This is a genomic window from Clostridium sp. UBA6640, assembly GCF_002455975.1.
Classification (GTDB): domain Bacteria; phylum Bacillota; class Clostridia; order Clostridiales; family Clostridiaceae; genus Clostridium_J.
Genome location: NZ_DKLM01000158.1, coordinates 1 through 19,684 on the forward strand (window position 1 = coordinate 1; position 19,684 = coordinate 19,684).

Here is a 19,684-nt window from a genome sequence, read left to right on the forward strand (position 1 = left end):
CCCTGAGGTGCAGTATAGTTTGGAACAACATCAATAAATTCAACTAATACTATGAAGAGACTGCCTCACTTGAAAAAATCAATTAAAAAATTCTCTTTTATAAGAGAAGTCCTAATAATTCCTCATTCTCAATTGTATAACGTAGAAATTTAAATGATTCAAAAATAAAATTATAAGTACCTTATTATCAATTCAATAAAATATTCCATTTATTATAATAAAAATTCTTTCAAATTTTATTATAAAGTTATCCATAACGACAGCTTTAACTATAAAAGTTATCAACATATTGAAAGATAAAAATATGAGAATTGTGGATAAAAAAATATAGTAATTCTTTGAAAATAGTAAGTTATGGTATAAAATGGTAATTGTGTAAAAGAAAAGCTTCTGGTTAAAAATTGGTAAAAATATACATTTTGATGTCATAAAGATTTTATAATCTCATTCCATTAAGTGACATTTATTTCCAGAACCCTTTGTTATAATTAACTTACAAATTTAAGGGGTAGGTGGTTATAAAATGCAATATGGTGCAGAGATAATTCCATATAAAAGAATTAAAAATACAAAGGAAAAACAAATTAAAGAAGAACAAAGCAGTAGAAAATTGATTATAAAAACAGGAACATTGTTTTTTTTATGCTTTTTCATTAGTAGAACAATGATTATAAATAATACAGCACCATTTGGGATTGCATTTTTATTAGTCATACTAATGAAAGAGGACAATAAAATATCTTTATTATCTGCTTTTGGCAGCTTGTTAGGGTATATTACCATGCAGAATCATGTTAAAGATATAAATATGTATTTTGTATTGGTTCCATTATTAACTTTTCTTTCTATGGTTTTAGGAGATACTGTGGAAAGTAAGTTGAAAAAAGTTGTACTAGCTATTACTGTTACCGTATCAATTTTTGCTTATAGCATTTTAATAAATCAATATGGCTTTTCAGTGTCATTAATTTCAACTTTTACAAATATTTTTTGTATCTTCCCAATATATTTTATTCTGAATATAAGTAATTCATGCTTTGAAGAATTAAAAACAAAACATTTATTTAGTAATGAAGAAATAATTTGCATGTCCTTATTATTCTCAGTAGTTGTAGCAGGAACTTGGGGAATTAAAATATTTAACATTTCTCTTACAAATGTATTGGCATTGGCAATAGTAATAATATTTAGCTACATAAGTGGAAGTGCAATAGGAGCTGCATCAGGAATAGCTATGGGTGCTATTATAGGAATGAGCAACGAATATTTATTATTATATGTAAGTGTACTAGGGATTTGTGGGCTTGTAGCAGGGGCTTTTAAAGATGCTGGAAGGATATTTGTGTCATTAGCATTTTTAGTAACATTTTCCATAGTTAAAGTTTATATGTCAACTTCTAATATGATAATGTCAAATAGCTTTATTATAATAGAAGGGATTTTGTCAGTGGGTATATTTTTAATGATGCCTACTAATATATATGAACGTGTATCAGCAGAAATAAATTCTGAAAAGAAAAAGCAAAGTTTAGATAGAAATTATTTAAATAATATAAGAAATATGTATTTAGGAAGACTTGATAACTTTTCAGATGTACTTACAAATATGTCAAAAATACTAACTAATTTAGTAGACAATGATAAGCTTGCACTTCAAAGTAAAAGTAGTGCCTTAGTAGAAAATTTGGCAAGTAGGGTATGTAATGATTGCAATACTAATTGTATATGCTGGGCTAGAGAACATCATGTAACTTATAGTGCATTTGCTGAACTTATAGAAAATGAGCAGAAAAAAATAAATAAATTTCCATTTGAATTAGAAAGAAAGTGTCTTAGAAAAGGTGCGCTAATAAGAAATGTTGAGGATGTGGTAAACAAACATATTATAAGTGAAATGTGGAGAACTAGATTAAGTGAAGGCAGGGAACTTTTAGCAAGTCAAATAAACAATATGGCCCAATCTGTTGAAGAATTAGTGAAAGACTTTAATGAAGAGATTAAAATGGATGGAGAAGTGGAAAGAAACATAATAAAATTATTTGATAAAAATTATATAGAATATGATGATGTATTTTCCATTGAGGATAAAAAAAGGAGGTTAATAATTAGAATTTCATCATCAGAGTATGCTTCAATTGATATGTATGGAAAAGAAATTCTTCCTATAATTAATGAAGCTGTGGGAAAAAATATGATTATTAATGATGATGCATGTTATATAAATCCTGAAACTAATAAGTGTACTATTGTTTTAGAAGAAGCGCCTAAGTTTAAGGTTGTAACTCATGTAGCAAAGGCAAGTAAAGAAGGATTTAATATACATGGAGATAGCTTTAGTTTTGGTAAATATGCTAATGGTAATTATATGATGCTTATTAGCGACGGTATGGGATCAGGACCACAAGCTGGACGAGAAAGCGAAGCAGCAGTAGAGTTAATAGAAAAATTTACTCATGCAGGATTTAGTAAAACTACAGCTATAAACACGGTGAATTCTATTATGACTTTAAAATTCTGTGAGGAGGAAAAATTTTCAACAGTAGATTTAAGTAGCATAGATTTATATACAGGCGAAATAGACTTTATGAAGGTAGGGGCAGTTGCTAGTTTTATAAAATCTGATGACACCATTGATATAATAAAATCAAAGAGCTTACCAATAGGTGTGCTTGATAAAGCTGATATAGAAAGACATAAAAAATCTGTATCTCATGGCGATTTAATAGTGATGGCAAGTGACGGTATACTTGATGTAGAACCTTCAGGAAGAGTGGATTGGATTTTAGATTATATGATAAGAAATGATGATACAAATATAGGCGATCTAGCAGAAGGAATAATAGAGGAGGCGAAGAAGATAAGCAAAAACAAGGTTAAGGATGACATGACTGTATTGGTATCGAAAGTGTACAACCTGTATAGTTAGATTATAAAAATGAAGAATTGTAAAGTGGAGTATTTTTACATTTCTTCATTTTTTTATAGCTCTTTAATTTAAGAAGTTAGAAATATTTAATGATATTTTTCTTTTATTAAAGGGTAATATATGATAATATGAGGTAATGAATATGGTATTCTAGGAAGTGGTAAAAAGTTGAAAGATAAAGTTTTAAAAACTATAGCGGAAAATAATATGATTAATGATGGTGATAGAATAATAATTGCATTATCTGGTGGACCAGATTCTATATCATTATTGCATATTTTGCATACTTTAAAGAATAAACTAAATATAACTATTTATGCAGCTCATGTAAATCATCTTTTAAGAGGGAACGATGCATATAAAGATGAGGAGCTTTGTGAAAAATATTGTGATGAGCTAGGAATTTTATGTTTTGTTAAAAGGGTTGATATTAATCAATTATCAAAAATAAAAAATATATCTCATGAGTTAGCTGGGAGAGAAGCTAGATATGAGTTTTTTGACGAGCTTATGAAAAAATATGATTGTAATAAAATTGCCATTGCCCATAATTTAAATGATCAAGCGGAAACTGTATTAATGCGTATGATGAGAGGTACAGGTATAGAAGGCTTAGTAGGGATTAGGCCGGTTAGGGATAATATATTTATAAGGCCGCTTATTGAGATAACAAGAAAGGAAATTGAAAAATATTGCGAGGAAAATGAACTTCCAGCAGCAATAGATAAAACTAATTTTGAGAATATTTATGCTAGAAACAAAATTAGGCTTGAGCTTATTCCGTATATGGAAAATAATTTTAATAAAGATATAATCCATACCTTAAATAGAATGTCAAATATTATTAGAGAAGATAGTGATTATCTTGAAGAAATATCTGATGAAATATTTAAAAAATACTGTTATAGAAAAGGCGATAGAGTTATAATATATAAAGATGCTTTTAGGGAACATAAAACTATTATCACAAGAGTATTAAGAAAAGCAATTCTCCAAATTAAAGGTGATTTATATAATATCGAAAACAGTCACATTATTGACATAATTAAGCTTTATAATCAAAACACTGGAAAGACGATTATGTTACCTGATAGCTTAATGGTTGATAATGTTTATAAAGATATACATATATATAAGGAAATAAAAGATCATAATACTAATGTTCATGAAATGATACCATTTAATGATGAGTTTTATTGTGAAAAGTTACATATAAAAATTATAACTAAAATTTTTCATAAGAATAATGATATTAATCTAACGGATTCTGATATGGCAAAATATTTTGATTTTGATAAAGTTAAGGATAATATAGTATTAAGGTATAGAAAAGATGGAGATAGATTTACATCTCTAGGAATGAAGGGAAGTAAAAAGTTAAAAGATTTATTTATTGATCTTAAAGTACCTAGGCATGAAAGAGATATTATTCCATTGATTTGCTTTGGAGATGAAATTGGATGGATAGTGGGTTATAGAATAAGTGAGAAATTTAAAGTTGACAATAATACAGAAAGAATTTTACAGATATGTATAGAAAGGTAGGAATTTTATGTATAATGATATAAAAGATGTATTATTAACAGAAGAGCAAATTAAAGAAAAAATAAAAGAATTAGCAACTAGAATAACCGAAGACTATAAAGGGAAAGATTTATTAGTGCTAGGAATATTAAAAGGATCTGTGATATTTATGTCAGATCTTTTAAAAGAAATAAAAATACCTTGTATAATGGATTTTATGGCAGTATCTAGCTATGGAAATTCATCAGAAAGCTCAGGTATAGTTAAAATACTGAAAGATTTAGATTTTGAGCTTAAAGGAAAACATGTATTAATAGTTGAGGATATAATTGACTCAGGAATTACATTGAAATATTTAATGAAATACTTAGGTGCTAGAAACCCTGAAAGTCTTGAAATAGTATGTTTATTAAATAAACCTGAAAGAAGAAAAGAAGAAATGGAAGTTAAATACTTAGGATTTGACGTTCCAGATTATTTTTTAGTTGGATATGGATTAGATTATGCTGAAAAATACAGAAATTTACCATATGTAGCTATTTTAAAGGAAAGTGTATATAAAAAGTAGAATAATTATAATGAGTTATTATTCACAGTAAGATTTAATATTATATTCTTTATGATATAATATTTCATATGTTAGAATTTTAGAAAATCATAACTAGAAAGAGAGGGGGGCCTTTAGTGAAAAAATTTTCAAGTGCAACGGCCTGGTTGTTAGTTTTATGTCTTGTAATCTTTTCGGCATTAACACTATTTAAAGATGGTGGAAATGTAGCTAAGATTAGTGCTGATAAATTTGAAAAATATTGGAGAGAAGATAAAGTTAAAACCGCTACTATGAGGGAAGATAATGTAACAATAGTAGGGGAATTAGATGATGGAACACAATATAATACAGCTTTACCAAGGGATGACTTCAAAGATTTAAGAAAAGATCATCCAAGCAAAACTGCAGTGGTTGATTTTACACCACCAACAAGTATTCCATTCTGGATTCAAATGCTTCCAACATTCTTAATTATAATAATGCTTGTAGCATTTTGGGGAATGTTTATGCAGCAGTCTGGTGGAGGTGGCGGTGGAAACCGTGGAGTTATGAATTTTGGTAAGAGCAGAGCCAAAATGGCTACACCAGATAAAAAGAAGGTTACATTTAAAGATGTAGCTGGTGAAGATGAAGAAAAAGAAGAATTAGAAGAGATTGTTGATTTCTTAAAAAATCCTAAGAGATATATAGAAGTAGGTGCAAGAATACCTAAAGGAGTTCTTTTAGTAGGACCTCCAGGAACAGGTAAAACATTGCTTGCAAAAGCTGTAGCTGGAGAGGCAGGAGTACCATTCTTTAGTATTTCTGGTTCTGACTTCGTTGAAATGTTCGTAGGAGTGGGAGCTTCAAGAGTAAGAGATTTATTTGAACAAGCAAAGAAAAACTCTCCATGTATTATATTTATAGATGAGATTGATGCTGTGGGTAGACAAAGGGGAGCAGGACTTGGCGGAGGTCATGATGAGAGAGAGCAAACTCTTAACCAATTACTTGTTGAAATGGATGGTTTCGGAGTAAATGAAGGAATTATCATGGTTGCTGCAACAAATAGACCTGATATATTAGACCCTGCGCTTTTAAGACCAGGTAGATTTGATAGACATATTGAAGTTGCATTACCTGATGTAAGTGCTAGAGAAAAAATAATTAAACTTCATTTAAAAAATAAACCTCATAAAGATATAGATATCTTAGATCTGGCTCATAGAACTTCATATTTTTCTGGTGCTAAACTCGAAAACTTAATAAATGAAGCAGCTATATTAGCTTGTAAAGAAGATATTGGATATATCACTAATGAACATATAGATACTGCATTTTCTATAGTTCTTGCAGGTTATGAAAAAATTGATAAATCTGCTATTAAAGAAGAAGATAGAAAAATTACTGCTTATCACGAAGCTGGACATGCTTTAATCTCATTGTTAAAGTTACCAGAGGAAAAAGTATCTAAGGTTACTATAATTCCTACTTCTAAAGGTGCTGGAGGATATACTCTAAGCTTACCTGTAGATAGTGCATATCAAAACCTAGACTATTTAAAGAAAAAAATAATGGTACTTTTAGGTGGACGTGCTGCCGAAGAAATAATTTTCGGGAAAGAAAAGATTACTACAGGTGCTTATAATGATTTAAAACAAACTACTAATATGGTTTATAATATGATTGCTGAGTATGGTATGGGTGAATCTTTAGGTCTTCTAAGACTTTCAGAAATGCCTAGTCCGCTTCAAGGATCAAGTTCTAAAGATATATTAGACGAATGTAAATCTACTGTTGATAGCCTTTATGAAGAAGTAAAATCTATACTATTAAAAGAAGAGTCTAAGTTAGAAGCTTTAACTAATTCATTATTGATTAAAGAAAAGCTTTCTTACGAAGAAATTTTGTCAGCAACTAATTTTATATAGATTCGCAGTTCATCATCTCTCTTAATAAAAGCCTAGAAAATATATTTTCTAGGCTTTTATGCTTGTAAATGTATGATAATAGAAACCGATTTAAGTTTTCTGGAGAACACTGTTCTCCCCTACAATTACTCAATTTTAAATTCAATAGTTCTAATTATATTCTTTCTAAAGATATATGATTAAAAAATCACCTTAAAAACCTTATGTCTTGAAATAAATCCAGCTTTAACTAAAGCTTTATTGGATGCTATATTATCAAAATCACAGGAACAAATTGCCTTGTGCCCTCTTGTAATGCTTTTTTCTAGAAGCTTGTACATGATATAGCTTCCATACCCTCTATTTCTATAAGATTTATTCACAACTATTCCTAAATTAACAGTCCCGGGAAAGATATTACTTTTACGATATTCTCCAACTCCTAAAATTTCGTTGCCATCACAAAGTACAAATAATTCATCATTAGCTACTAATCCTAGTAAATAACTATCTATGCTTTCATCTTTCTCCTCCAAGTTTTTCATATAAAATACTTTAATTTTCTCAATTTGCTCTCCTTTAGCGAGTATAAAATTTAGACTGTCATATTTTTTCATAAGACCATTAAGATTAAAGTCATAAAACAGGTAAGAATCAATGCTTATCTCTTTAGCAACTCCCATAGCTAAGGATAAGAAAATAGGTTCAATACTACATACAATAGCGCCTTCTATAGATTTTTCCTCAATTATCATTGAAAAAACTTTTTCATTTAAAGTTTTATATTCATCAATTATATAAAATTGAGATAATAAATTATTATTATTACTAATTGAATAATATCCTATTAACACATCATTTGAATATACTCCAAAATAACTTGCCGTAATAATGTGCACAATATCATGATAATCTTCCATAGACCTTAAAAGACTATTATAGTATTGTTTCCTTAAAGGTAAAATATCTTTTACTGAATTTAATTTTTTAAAATTTATCATTTAATTTCTCCTTAATAAGCTTTTAAATGTATTTAAATAACCACTAAACACCCTTAAGTATTTAAATAATTTTTAAGATTATTAATTGCTTCAATTACTTTAGTTAAATTCTCCTCAGAATTTAAATTATCTCGTGCATGTAATAATGCTGGTCTTAGAGATTGAACAGAGTGTCCAAAGTTATACATCCACTTATACCTTGGAACCATCCAAGTGTGGAAATGATGAGTAGTATCTTCATTATAGAAATAATACACATATTCGATATCCAATACCTTCCTCTGAGCTTCTCTAATTTTTGTTAACAGTGTTATATAGTCAATTTTTTCTTCTTCTGTTAATTCATCAAAACATTTAATATGTCTTTTTGAAGCTAATATAACTAATCCTTCTATAGGATATGCCACATCTTGATGTGCATGAAAAAATTCTGTTTCAATAATTGTTCCTCCATCAGGCTCAATCTCTCCACTTGTAATAGCACAACTTAGACATTCCACTTCGATGGTTTTATTATTAGCCAATGTAATTTTCCTCATCAATCCATCCCCCTTGTCTAATTACAATTTTTACTCCTATTCTTATATTAACATTTATAATCACAATAATATGTTTTTATAATATATATTCCCTTAATAAGTTTATCTCTTCACTTATAGTTTCTCCATCTTAGGTCTCATTGACTATTTTAATTCTTACATTTTCTTTATCCTCTAGGTGCATTTCCCATTTATGCTGATTAGAATTATCTTTCCAAAAAATAAAGAAATTAATTCTTAAAGAATTAATTTCAATCATGATTGCACATTTTTCATTGAGAATTATTTTAATTTATGCTGCTAAATTGTTTCTATTATCTTTGCTACTCTTTAAATTTAAACAAATTATTATTGTAGCTACTAAACCTATATAATCAGCTACTACTGGTGCTAAAAATACTCCATCTACTCCCATAAAGTAAGGTAAAATAAGCGATATAGGTATTAGAAGTACAAAAGAACGTCCTACAGAAATTATATTAGCAAATAAATTTCGCTTAGTTGCTTGAAAATAACTTGCAAAGGTTATTACTATTCCAACTGTGGGCATGGATGCCAAATAAATAATAAGTCTTTTAGATGCTAACTTAATAACTTCTGGATTACTATTAAAAATACCTACTAATTTATGTGAAAAAATATATACAAATATAAATGTAGCACTTCCAAAAATAACATCTGCTATTAAACTGATTTTTAGTATTTCTTTAACCCTCCCATGTTCCTTTGCACCATAATTATATCCTATAATAGGTTGTATTCCTTGCGCTATTCCATATAATATTTGAATAAACATTATGGAAATATATCCCACAATAGCAAATATTGATACATCTAAAGTTGTACCGTAGCTTAACAATATTTGATTTTGAATAAATATTATAGATCCTAAAGCTGCCTGCATAGCAAAAGACATAAAACCTGAGACACAAGCTTCTTTTAGAATATTTATCTTTATTTTTAAATGAGATAATTTAATCCTAACATTAGCCTGTTTACTAAAGAAATAGGATAGAAGATATACGGAAGATCCTATTATACCGCTAGCTGTAGCACATCCTGCACCTATAATTCCTAGATTTAATTTAATAACAAATAACCAATCTAAAAATCCATTTAAAATTGAAGCAATGATAAGTATGTTCATGGATAATTTAGGATTTCCATCTGATCTTGTAATAGGATTTAATCCAGTAGCTATTACATGAAAAGGTGCTATTAAAAATAATATAGTTCCATATTGCTTACTTAATTTTAAGACTTCTCCTTCTGCTCCTAGAAATCTCATTATCGGTTCTAAAAACATTAATCCCATTAAAGATATAAAAGCTGAAACTAAAATCATAGCTAAAATGGATGTTCCCAATATATTTTTAGATTCTTCCTTCTTGTTCTCACCAAGTCGTATAGATATTAAGGTCGCTGCACCTGTTCCAAATAGAGAACCAATTGCCATATTTACACATGCTGCTGGAAATATAAGATTAATACTAGCAAGTGCAAGCTCTCCTACACCACGTCCTATAAATATTCCATCAATTATTAAATAAAGAGAGTTTACTAATATTCCTATTATTGATGGTATAACAAATTTAAAGAAAAGACTTAGTGTATTATTTTTTATCAAATCATTTCCCATTATATTTTCTCCTTTGGCTACTTATTAATATTAACGATTTATAGATAAATTTTACCTCTAACATACTAACTATAACAAATATTTCAACTATTCTTCTTAAAATAAGTAAGACACACTATATAAGATGTTAATACAAAGTTAAGTGAATTTCAAATTAAAAAAATCTAATGTTTCTCTAAATTAGTTTTAAAAATATAAATGATTAATTATTTATATCTGCAGTACTCATATTATAAGCTATTTATACATTATATTTTATTAAAATTACGAATTAGTTATTAATCTCTACAAAATTCTAATACATTTCAATAAAGTATTTTTTACGCAATAAAAAAATAGTCATATTTGACTATTTTTTTGGAGCGGGTGAAGGGAATCGAACCCTCGTAACTAGCTTGGAAGGCTAGCACTCTACCATTGAGTTACACCCGCATATTGGAGCGGAAGACGAGATTCGAACTCGCGACGTTCACCTTGGCAAGGTGACGCTCTACCACTGAGCCACTCCCGCATAATAATATTAATACTTATCCAATAGCTTGTACTTATCTTAAATATGGGGTGACCGATGGGATTCGAACCCACGACACCCAGAGCCACAACCTGGTGCTCTACCAACTGAACTACGGCCACCATATTTGGTGCGTTTTAAGGGATTCGAACCCCTGGCCCACGCCTTAGAAGGGCGTTGCTCTATCCAGCTGAGCTAAAAACGCATGTATCTTGTCGACTACTGCCGACGAAGATTATAATACCATAGCTAGAAAAATTGTGCAAGTATTTTTTGCAAAGTTTTTTTAAAAATTTAATTTAAACTTAAAAAGATATTATATTTGAGCAAATTATACTCTACTAATTGCCAGTTCTCCATTGCATAAAGTTGTAAAGTAAAACTAAAAAGTATTTTTTAATTCCTATATAAATAGTATAGCCAATATTATATTATTATAGTATTGGTTATAATAATTTTGCATACTAAAATTAATTAAAAAGTAGGTGATACTTTGATAGATGTTTTACTTTTAGGTTGTGGTGGTAATCTCCCTACTCCAGATAGAAGCTTAACCGCTCTTTTACTAAATATTAAAGGTCGTAAAATATTAATAGATTGCGGTGAAGGTACTCAAGTATCAATGAAAATGGTAGGAACAGGTTTTAAATCTATTGATATAATATGCATTACTCATTTTCATGGAGATCATGTAATAGGACTTCCTGGACTTCTTTTAACTATAGCTAATTCTGGTCGACAAGAACCATTAACTATAATAGGTCCTCTGGGGCTGAAAGAGGTTATATTAGGTCTCTCTGTACTCTTTCCTATTCTCCCTTATGAAATTAATCTTATAGAGACTAATGAAAATGGAGAAGCTTTTAATTTTGAAGATTTTATTATATACACTAGTTCTTTAGATCATACCACTTCTTGTAATGGTTATTCTTTTTATATAAAACGCAAAAGACGCTTTGACCCTATAAAGGCAACAAAAAACAAAGTTCCTAAAGACCTGTGGAGCAAATTACAAAATGAAGAAAAAGTATTTTTTAATGGGATATGCTATAGTAATGAAATGGTATTAGGAGAGGAAAGAAAGGGAATAAAGATTTGTTATGCCACTGATACTAGGCCCTGTACTAATCTTGAAATACTTTCTAAAAACTCAGATCTTTTTATTTGTGAAGGTATGTATGGAGATGATAGTTATTTAGAAAAAGCACTTTCTAATAAACATATGTTATTCTCAGAAGCTGCACATTTAGCTAAATCTGCAAATGTAAAAGAACTGTGGTTAACTCATTTTAGTCCTAGCATGATAAATCCAGAAGAATATTTATATATAGCAAAAGATATATTTGATAATACAATTTTAGGCGAAGACAGAATAAAAAAAACATTACATTTTGAGGATCAATAAAAAATTTTCATAAAGTTATACATTATTTATATTACTAAGTTATTTAGCTGTATTTTATTTTTGTAATAAAATTGTTTTTAAAATGTGCAAAATGCAAAAAAATAAAGTGATAGCTAACTACCACTTTAAGAATATCAATAAATTGTCCCTTGGAATAAAGTAAATTTCCATACTTACCATAGGGATACAATATAAAAACTTAATATATACTCTGGAAAATAATTTTTCTATAAAAACAGATTAGCCCTTTAGAAATTAAGGATTAATAATGAAGAATNNATTCACTAAAGGTGAATTTCTTAAAATGAAGTTTATTTTTAAAAAACTTCAAAGATCTTAACCATGAAGTTTTAACCATAATTCGTATCTTTCATTCATAGAAAAAAATTTTTATTAAGGAATCCTATATATATAAACTACCTTAAAAATTAAGAATTAATGATTAAGATCTCTTAGTCATTTCTTTAGATTTATTCATGCAGTCAACAATTGCTTCTATTACTGCTGTTCTTAGGCCTTTTGACTCTAAAGTTCTAACTGCTTCTATAGTTGTTCCTCCTGGAGAACAGACCATATCTTTAAGCTCTCCTGGATGTTTCCCTGTTTCTAAAACCATCTTTGCTGATCCTAAAACCGCTTGTGCTGCAAACTTATAGGCCTTATCTCTTGGCATTCCGCCTATAACTGCTCCATCAGCCATAGCTTCTATAAACATGAAAACATAAGCTGGTGCTGAGCCACTAACACCTATAACCGCATCTATTAAATACTCTGGAAGTATTTCTGATTGTCCAAAGCTATCAAATATACTTTTAACTTCTTTTAATTCTTCTTCTGTAGTATTTTTATTAGCACACAACACTGACATTCCTTCATTAACTAAGGCTGGAGTATTTGGCATAGTTCTAACAATTTTAGTATCTTCGCCTAAAATCTCCTCTATATCTGCTATAGTTTTGCCTGCTGCTATAGTTACTACCAATTTTTCTTTAGTGATATCCTCTTTTATAGATTCCATCACTATATCATAAATATTTGGCTTAACTGCTAAAATAATTATATCTGCCTTTTTTGCTACTTCCTTAGAATCTGTAGTAGTTAAAACTCCAAATTCATTGTGTATAGCATCTAATTTCTTCTGATCTAAATCAGAAATTATAACTTTTATTGGCTCTACAAGCTTTGATTTAATTATCCCACCAATCATAGCTTTTCCCATGTTTCCTGAACCAATAAATCCAATTGTCTTATTCATATTTAGTCCTCACTTTCACTAAAAACTTTGTTCTGTTCTTTCAATAATTTCATCTTGAAGTACTTTACTTAAATTATGGAAATGATCGCTATAACCAGCAACTCTAACAATAAGATCTTTATGCTCCTCAGGATTATTTTGAGCATCTATTAAAGTTTTTCTATCTATAACGTTAAATTGAATATGATGCCCATCCATATTAAAATAAGCTCTAATCAATGAAGACATATTTTCAAGACCTTCATTTCCACTGACAACAGATGGAGTAAACTTTTGATTTAATAATGTTCCTCCCGTCTTTAAATGATCCATTTTAGCTGCTGACTTTATAACAGCTGTTGGCCCATTTCTATCAGCACCTTTTTCTGGTGAAATCCCCTCTGAAAGAGGTTTGGATTTGAGCCGTCCATTTGCACTAGCTCCCATTACTTCTCCAAAATAAACATGACAAGTTGTAGGAAGCATATTTATTCTATAAACTCCCCCTTTAACATTTGATCTTCCTGCTACTTCTTTGTAAAAAGACATAAATATATCTTTCATTATACTGTCTGCATAGTCATCATCATTACCATATTTAGGAGTTTTATTTAAAACTATATTGTGAATAGCTTCATATCCATTAAAATTGTTATCCATAGCTTTAATAAGCTCTTTCATGTCAATTCTTTTTTTATCATATACATTATATTTTATTGAAGTTAAACAGTCAGTAACTGTTCCTATTCCAACTCCTTGAATATAACTTGTATTATATCTAGCTCCACCATCATTATAATCTGCACCTTTTGATATACAATCATCAATTATTATTGATAAAAATGGTGAAGGCATATGTTTTGCATATATAGCTTCAATTACATTACTCCCTTGAACTTTTATATCAATAATATAATGCAACTGGTTTTTAAAAACTTCAAATAGCTCATCAAAAGTTTTAAAATCTTCGGCATATCCAAGCTCTAACCCAATTTGCTTACCAGATATTTTATCAAAACCATTATATAATGTTAATTGGAGAATTTTAGGTATATTTAAATATCCAGTTAAATTATAAGATTCTTTTCCGAAAGCTCCTGTTTCAACACAACCACTTGATCCACCTTGTCTAGCATCTTCAATTGATTTTCCCATTTCCATAAGTTCTTGAACTATTGCTTCAGTATTATAGAAAGCTGGCTGTCCCCATCCTCTTCTAGATATTTCGCAAGCCCTTCTTAAAAACTTATTAGGGGTTTTTCTACTGATTTGAACATTTGAACTTGGCTGCAATAATTTCATCTCATCCATGGCATCTAAAATTAGATAGCTTATATCATTAACTCCATCATATCCTTCTTCAGTAATTCCACCTGTATTAATATTAACAAAATCTGTATAGGTACCACTTTCTTTTAGTGTTATTCCAACTTTTGGTGGTGCTGGCTGATTATTAAACTTAATCCAAAAACACTCTAATAGTTCTCTTGCTCTTTCATAGGTTATTTTTCCCTCTTCTAACTCTTTTTCATAAAATGGATAAATGTGTTGATCCAATCTTCCTGGAGAAAATGCATCCCAAATATTAAGTTCAGTGGTCACACCAACATGAACGAACCAATACATTTGCAATGCTTGATGATAAGTTTTTGGTGCATGAGCTGGAACCATATCACAATTTTCTGCAATTATTAATAAATCTAATTTCCTATTTTCGTTAGTTTCTTTATTAGCAAGTTCCCTTGCATATTTAGCATATCTCTTTCCATATATAATTATAGCATCACAACATATAGCCATCGCTTCAAGCTCTATTTTCTTATCAAATGCTTTTTTATCATTTTTATAGTCTATCTTTTCAATAGATTTTTTTATATCTTCTTTAAAATCTAAAAATCCTTTTATATATATTTTTCCATCAGCAACGGTATGCCCTGGTGCTCTCTGCTCCATAAATTCTGTAAATAATCCACCTTCATAACAAGCCTTCCACTCTGCTGTCATATTAGCTAATATTTTTTCTCTTATTGAACGGTTACACCAATATGGAATAATTAATTCTTCCTGTGTTTTTCTAACTTCATCACTAACATTAAAAGATATTTTCTCTCTTGAATTCATAACCTCTAAATCTTCCATGGTGTGACAACAAAGTTCCGGAAAAGTTGGTGCACTTTGAGGCCCTTGGCCTTTTTCTCCAACTATTAATTCATCTTCATTTATACAAAGCTCCCTGTTTTCCATAAAATATTTAAAAGCTAATGCTCTTAAAATAGGAGTTTCAACTGAGCCTTCATATTTTTTATAAGCTTCTGTAAATAACCTCGCCCTTTCAATAGAAATATGTGGAGCTATAGTTGTACTTTGTCCTCTCAATTTCTTGACCCTTTTATTTATACCTCTTTCCATAATATTTTAACCTCCAATTTTAACATGGTAATTATACTTTTCAAAAACCTTTTTAATTTCTTCAACTTTTTTCTCGCTAGGCTTTGACATATGTTCTTGTTTATAGAACATATTAAGCTTTGTATATTTGTGCATGCCAATATCATGGTATGGTAATAAATTTACTTCTTTAATGTTTAAACTTTGGAGAAATTTTATTGTTTCATTGATGTTGTCCTCATCAGTATTAACTCCTTCAATGAGTGGTATTCTTATATTAATCTTTGCTCCATATTCACAAAGCTTTTGTAAATTCTCTATTATAAGCTTATTTGGCTTTCCTATAAACTTCTCATGCTTTTGTGAATTAATTAATTTTAGGTCATATAAAAATATATCTACATAGTCTAATATTCTTTTATAATTCTCAAAACTTGTATATCCACAGGTATCTACTACCACGGATATACCTTTATCTCTACATCTTTTTACAAATGCTTCTACAAACTCAATTTGCATCATCACTTCTCCACCAGATAAAGTAACTCCGCCACCAGATTGCTCATAAAAAATCTTATCTTTATCTACTTCTTTAATTAATTCTTCTACTGTATATTCTTTACCTATAACTTCTCTAGCATTATTTACACAAAAATCCATACATTTTTCGCAAAAGTCACACTTTTCTAGATTTGTGCATACTATTTTTTCACTAATTGAAATAGCCTTATTAGGACATCTTTTTTCACATTGCCCACAAAGTGAACATTTTTCATTGCTGTACATAATATCTTTTGTATATCTTTGTGTTTCAGGATTATGGCACCATAAACAAGTTAATGGACACCCCTTAAAAAATACAGTAGTACGTATTCCAGGACCATCGTGTACTGAACACTTTTGTATGTTTGTTATTAAGGCGCTCTCCAATAACATCACTCCTTGTCTTTAAAATGATTTGGAGTACTTACTTCCAAAATTCTCACCATCTTATTTGTGTAGTTAGCATAATTATGCATAATTGATGAGCTATAATGAGCACTATCTCCTGGATATAAGTCATATTGTTCATTATTTATAAATAAAGTTAATGTTCCTTCTAATACATATATAAACTCTTCTCCTTCATGTTTATATTGACTTAAGCTTTCGTTCGTATTATTAGGAAGTACTTCTATTAATCTTGGTAAAAGTTCTTTATCGTGGCCATCAGTAGTTAAGTTATAATTTATAAACATACTGTTATCAATTTTAAAAACCTCTTTTTCATAACTTCTCAATATCATCCTTGGTTTACGTTTTGGACTTGAAAAAAAGTAATTTAAATCTACATCTAAAGCTTCTGCAATTTTCATCAATGAATCTGTAGCAATACTGGTAAGTCCCCTCTCAAGCTGCGATAAAAATCCAATAGATAGACCTGTACCTTCACTTAATTCCCTTAGTGTCATCTTCTTGTTTGCTCTTAATTCTTTTATTTTATTTCCAATATCCTTTTTCAACTTCGCACCTCTTTATTATCACTGCAGAATTTTTTAACACTATTCTTGATTATCAATATACTCTAACTTAATTAACTTGTCTATAGTTTTATAAAATTTTTCACTATATTTTTTATTATAGTGAACAAGATACCCTTTTAATACTTACTTTTTAAATATATTAAAAATATTTTATAATATTACCATAAATCAAACAAGGATTATGTAAAAACATAATCCTTGAATTATTCTAGTATTTTAAAATACACTACATATTTACTAAAAGTAGCATATTTTTATACTTTAATACATATAAACTAAATTCTGCAGCTTATATTTTTAACAAATTAAATATATTAACTCAATTTTAAGCATAATTAGATGTTATTTATGTAAACATTATAACATCTATATGAATAAAAATCTTATATTAAAATTCTAACTTTATTTAGCATTTTTATCTTCTTTTGAGTGATTCTCTATAATTTCAGTATTTTCATTATTTAGCTTCTCTGTCTTTTCATCTTTAATTATATTATAAGGACAAATATATCTATTAACAATTACAGCTACTATAATACCAATAGCAGTTTCAATAAATCTATTAATACCATATTGAAGTGGCGATATAGTTTTAAGATTTATCATTATGGCTAAAAATACTACACAAGCAATATTAGCAGATTTATTTTCATGAAGAATATTTGTGATATATATAATTAAGCTCACTCCTATTACTGTTAATATGCCGCTATGGGGTGCAATATAAGAAAATATAATGCCAATAATAGCTCCAATAGTTGTCCCTATCAGTCTATTCTTTCCAGTTTGAAAAGAATTTTCAACGGTGGTTTGCATTGTTATAACTGCTGCAATACAAGCATAAAAAGGTGAATCAAACCTCAATATTCTTAAAAGAATTATACATAGTCCTACAGATAATGCTGTCTTAATATTTCTCATGCCTATTCTTTTCATCAATAATTCTCCTTAAAATCCCTCTCAAAACTCTTGAAAAATACCTATCCATATGCTAACCTATTCTTTCACATCCTTTATATTAAATTTAAAAATTATAATTTATTTTATAATACCATATTTTTTTATAACAGGTTACTTAAAATTCTTTATAAATACAATTACTGAATAATTTCTTTTAAACAAATCTTTAAATATTAATTTCATTTTAAAAGGCACCTACAAAAGGTGCCTTTTTATCTTCTCATTTTCTGTTGTTCTTTTAATATATCTTCTTCTGATAGTCCAGTAATATCCATGATTTCAGTGATTCCTACACTTTGTTCTAAAAGGTTTCTAGCCTTCTTCATAGCTTTTTCATGCATACCTTTCTCCGCCTTTTTCACCATATAAAAACACTCCCATCTACTTTTTATTCTTATTATTTCTTTATCTATAGTAAAATATTCCTAATATTTTACTATAGATATCATATTTTATTTTTTCTCATCCATAAATTATTTTTAACTTGACTTAAAATTTCATGATTTATTAAAATAGCATGAAAAATTGTATCTCTTGATGATTTAAGTTAAAATAAATTATAAATAAAAGATTAGGGGGACATCATGAAAAACTTATTTATAATTAATCCAATTGCAGGGAAAGGACGTTCTTTAGAATATATAGATAAAATTAAAGAGTACTTCGATGATTTACAAGAAGAATATATTATAGAAATCACCGAGTATAAAAATCATGCTATAGAAATAGCTAAAGAGTATACTTCAAAGGGCACATATAGGGTTTTTGCAGTTGGTGGAGATGGTACCATCAACGAAGTTTTAAATGGTTTAATTGGAAGTGATAGTGTTCTTTGTGTCATCCCTACAGGTACAGGTAATGACTTTGTAAGAACATTATATAAAAATAAAGATTTCGAAGATATTTTAGATTCCTTAATAAGTGGACAAGAACACTATATTGACCTTGCTAAATCAAATGATAGATATTTTATTAATATAGCTTCTGTAGGTTTTGATGCTGAGGTTGTCTATAATGCTAGAATGTTTAAAAATAGAAGATTTATTCCTAGTTCCTTTGCCTACATATTAAGTATAATTTATACAGCCTTTAACTTTAAATCTATAAATATGAGTATTAAAATCGGAGAACAATATATAAAAGAGTCAACATTTTTATTAGCTGCATGTAATGGAAAATGCTATGGTGGAGGAGTTATGATAGCACCTAAAGCTGATATGAAAGATGGACTACTTGACATTTGTATCGTAAAGCGTCCAAATTTATTTACTATACTTAAATCTATCCCAAAAGCACTAAAAGGTGATCTTGAAAACATAGAAGAAGTAAATTACTACTATGGCAAGAAAATAACTGTTAAAGGCGACAGAGAATTTATATTGAATGCTGATGGAGAACTTTTCAGACAAACTGAAGCAGAGTTTGAGTTAATTGAAAATGGCATGAAGGTTATTGTACCATTATAAAAGCGTGACTTTTAGTCACGCTTTTATAGTCATATAATATAAAAACTTAAAATATACTGGGAAAATAAATTTTCTATAAAAATAGCTTAACACCTTGAAAATTAAGAATTAATAATTAAAAATGAAAAA

15 protein-coding genes and 4 tRNA genes are annotated in these 19,684 nt (G+C 28.8%); 6 read left to right on the top strand and 13 right to left on the bottom strand.

Features of this window, described 5'->3' with window-relative positions; translation table 11 throughout:
- Positions 1-523 precede the first annotated feature (523 nt).
- The 4 genes from spoIIE (at position 524) to ftsH (ending at position 6,910) form a co-directional block, all read left to right on the top strand.
- Positions 524-2,926 (top strand): stage II sporulation protein E, encoded by a 2,403-nt coding sequence (gene spoIIE, locus B2W91_RS18385; RefSeq protein ID WP_291583564.1) that lies wholly within the window; start codon positions 524-526, stop codon positions 2,924-2,926.
- A 168-nt stretch (positions 2,927-3,094) separates the two neighbouring features.
- Positions 3,095-4,471, top strand: coding sequence for a tRNA lysidine(34) synthetase TilS (tilS, locus tag B2W91_RS18390; protein WP_291583566.1), 1,377 nt, complete (start codon positions 3,095-3,097; stop codon positions 4,469-4,471).
- A 7-nt stretch (positions 4,472-4,478) separates the two neighbouring features.
- Positions 4,479-5,018 carry a hypoxanthine phosphoribosyltransferase gene (gene hpt / locus B2W91_RS18395; RefSeq protein ID WP_291583568.1) on the top strand — a complete coding sequence of 180 codons (540 nt, stop codon included), beginning with the start codon at positions 4,479-4,481 and terminating at the stop codon, positions 5,016-5,018.
- Positions 5,019-5,134: 116 nt separating this feature from the next.
- On the top strand, positions 5,135-6,910 hold the full coding sequence (ftsH, locus tag B2W91_RS18400) for an ATP-dependent zinc metalloprotease FtsH (protein ID WP_291583570.1): 1,776 nt from the start codon (positions 5,135-5,137) through the stop codon (positions 6,908-6,910).
- A gap of 179 nt (positions 6,911-7,089) precedes the next feature.
- On the opposite strand, the gene B2W91_RS18405 is transcribed toward ftsH, so the two are convergent.
- The 7 genes from B2W91_RS18405 to B2W91_RS18435 all read right to left on the bottom strand — a co-directional run bounded on the left by B2W91_RS18405 (position 7,090) and on the right by B2W91_RS18435 (position 10,784).
- A complete protein-coding gene (locus B2W91_RS18405) occupies positions 7,090-7,890 on the bottom strand; it encodes a GNAT family N-acetyltransferase (RefSeq protein ID WP_291583572.1) in 801 nt (266 codons plus the stop codon).
- 53 nt (positions 7,891-7,943) lie between these two features.
- Positions 7,944-8,429: an HIT family protein gene (locus B2W91_RS18410; RefSeq protein WP_291583574.1), complete on the bottom strand. Its 486-nt coding sequence runs from the start codon at positions 8,427-8,429 to the stop codon at positions 7,944-7,946.
- A 292-nt stretch (positions 8,430-8,721) separates the two neighbouring features.
- Positions 8,722-10,068: an MATE family efflux transporter gene (locus B2W91_RS18415; RefSeq protein ID WP_291583576.1), complete on the bottom strand. Its 1,347-nt coding sequence runs from the start codon at positions 10,066-10,068 to the stop codon at positions 8,722-8,724.
- A gap of 358 nt (positions 10,069-10,426) precedes the next feature.
- Positions 10,427-10,500: transfer RNA gene (locus B2W91_RS18420), tRNA-Gly, on the bottom strand.
- A gap of 4 nt (positions 10,501-10,504) precedes the next feature.
- Positions 10,505-10,579 (bottom strand) — tRNA-Gly (locus tag B2W91_RS18425).
- Positions 10,580-10,625: 46 nt separating this feature from the next.
- Positions 10,626-10,701 (bottom strand) — tRNA-His (locus B2W91_RS18430).
- Between the two features lie 6 nt (positions 10,702-10,707).
- A tRNA-Arg gene (locus B2W91_RS18435) sits at positions 10,708-10,784 on the bottom strand.
- A 288-nt stretch (positions 10,785-11,072) separates the two neighbouring features.
- On the opposite strand from B2W91_RS18435, the gene B2W91_RS18440 reads away from it, so the two are divergent.
- Positions 11,073-11,984, top strand: a complete 912-nt coding sequence (locus B2W91_RS18440; protein ID WP_291583578.1) for a ribonuclease Z — start codon at positions 11,073-11,075, stop codon at positions 11,982-11,984.
- Between the two features lie 442 nt (positions 11,985-12,426).
- On the opposite strand, the gene proC is transcribed toward B2W91_RS18440, so the two are convergent.
- From proC to B2W91_RS18470, 6 genes are all read right to left on the bottom strand, one after another.
- On the bottom strand, positions 12,427-13,239 hold the full coding sequence (gene proC, locus B2W91_RS18445; RefSeq protein WP_291583580.1) for a pyrroline-5-carboxylate reductase: 813 nt from the start codon (positions 13,237-13,239) through the stop codon (positions 12,427-12,429).
- A gap of 18 nt (positions 13,240-13,257) precedes the next feature.
- Positions 13,258-15,627 (bottom strand): trans-4-hydroxy-L-proline dehydratase, encoded by a 2,370-nt coding sequence (hypD, locus tag B2W91_RS18450; protein WP_291583582.1) that lies wholly within the window; start codon positions 15,625-15,627, stop codon positions 13,258-13,260.
- Between the two features lie 6 nt (positions 15,628-15,633).
- A complete protein-coding gene (locus tag B2W91_RS18455) occupies positions 15,634-16,536 on the bottom strand; it encodes a trans-4-hydroxy-L-proline dehydratase activase (RefSeq protein ID WP_291583584.1) in 903 nt (300 codons plus the stop codon).
- 5 nt (positions 16,537-16,541) lie between these two features.
- Positions 16,542-17,108 carry a cupin domain-containing protein gene (locus B2W91_RS18460; protein ID WP_291583586.1) on the bottom strand — a complete coding sequence of 189 codons (567 nt, stop codon included), beginning with the start codon at positions 17,106-17,108 and terminating at the stop codon, positions 16,542-16,544.
- A gap of 423 nt (positions 17,109-17,531) precedes the next feature.
- Complete coding sequence (locus B2W91_RS18465; RefSeq protein WP_291583588.1) at positions 17,532-18,065, bottom strand: FUSC family protein; 534 nt, start codon at positions 18,063-18,065, stop codon at positions 17,532-17,534.
- Positions 18,066-18,301: 236 nt separating this feature from the next.
- Complete coding sequence (locus tag B2W91_RS18470) at positions 18,302-18,454, bottom strand: hypothetical protein (RefSeq protein WP_291583589.1); 153 nt, start codon at positions 18,452-18,454, stop codon at positions 18,302-18,304.
- Positions 18,455-18,673: 219 nt separating this feature from the next.
- Here B2W91_RS18470 and B2W91_RS18475 point away from each other — a divergent pair, with 219 nt between their 5' ends.
- Positions 18,674-19,555: a diacylglycerol/lipid kinase family protein gene (locus tag B2W91_RS18475; protein ID WP_291583591.1), complete on the top strand. Its 882-nt coding sequence runs from the start codon at positions 18,674-18,676 to the stop codon at positions 19,553-19,555.
- Positions 19,556-19,684 lie beyond the last annotated feature (129 nt).

Coding starts and splice junctions, on each gene's coding strand:
- spoIIE (WP_291583564.1), top strand. CDS start 524: ATGCAATATGGTGCAGAGATAATTCCATATAAAAGAATTAAAAATACA.
- hpt (WP_291583568.1), top strand. CDS start 4,479: ATGTATAATGATATAAAAGATGTATTATTAACAGAAGAGCAAATTAAA.
- B2W91_RS18405 (WP_291583572.1), bottom strand. CDS start 7,890: ATGATAAATTTTAAAAAATTAAATTCAGTAAAAGATATTTTACCTTTA.
- B2W91_RS18410 (WP_291583574.1), bottom strand. CDS start 8,429: ATGAGGAAAATTACATTGGCTAATAATAAAACCATCGAAGTGGAATGT.
- B2W91_RS18415 (WP_291583576.1), bottom strand. CDS start 10,068: ATGGGAAATGATTTGATAAAAAATAATACACTAAGTCTTTTCTTTAAA.
- proC (WP_291583580.1), bottom strand. CDS start 13,239: ATGAATAAGACAATTGGATTTATTGGTTCAGGAAACATGGGAAAAGCT.
- hypD (WP_291583582.1), bottom strand. CDS start 15,627: ATGGAAAGAGGTATAAATAAAAGGGTCAAGAAATTGAGAGGACAAAGT.
- B2W91_RS18465 (WP_291583588.1), bottom strand. CDS start 18,065: ATGAAAAGAATAGGCATGAGAAATATTAAGACAGCATTATCTGTAGGA.
- B2W91_RS18470 (WP_291583589.1), bottom strand. CDS start 18,454: ATGGTGAAAAAGGCGGAGAAAGGTATGCATGAAAAAGCTATGAAGAAG.
- B2W91_RS18475 (WP_291583591.1), top strand. CDS start 18,674: ATGAAAAACTTATTTATAATTAATCCAATTGCAGGGAAAGGACGTTCT.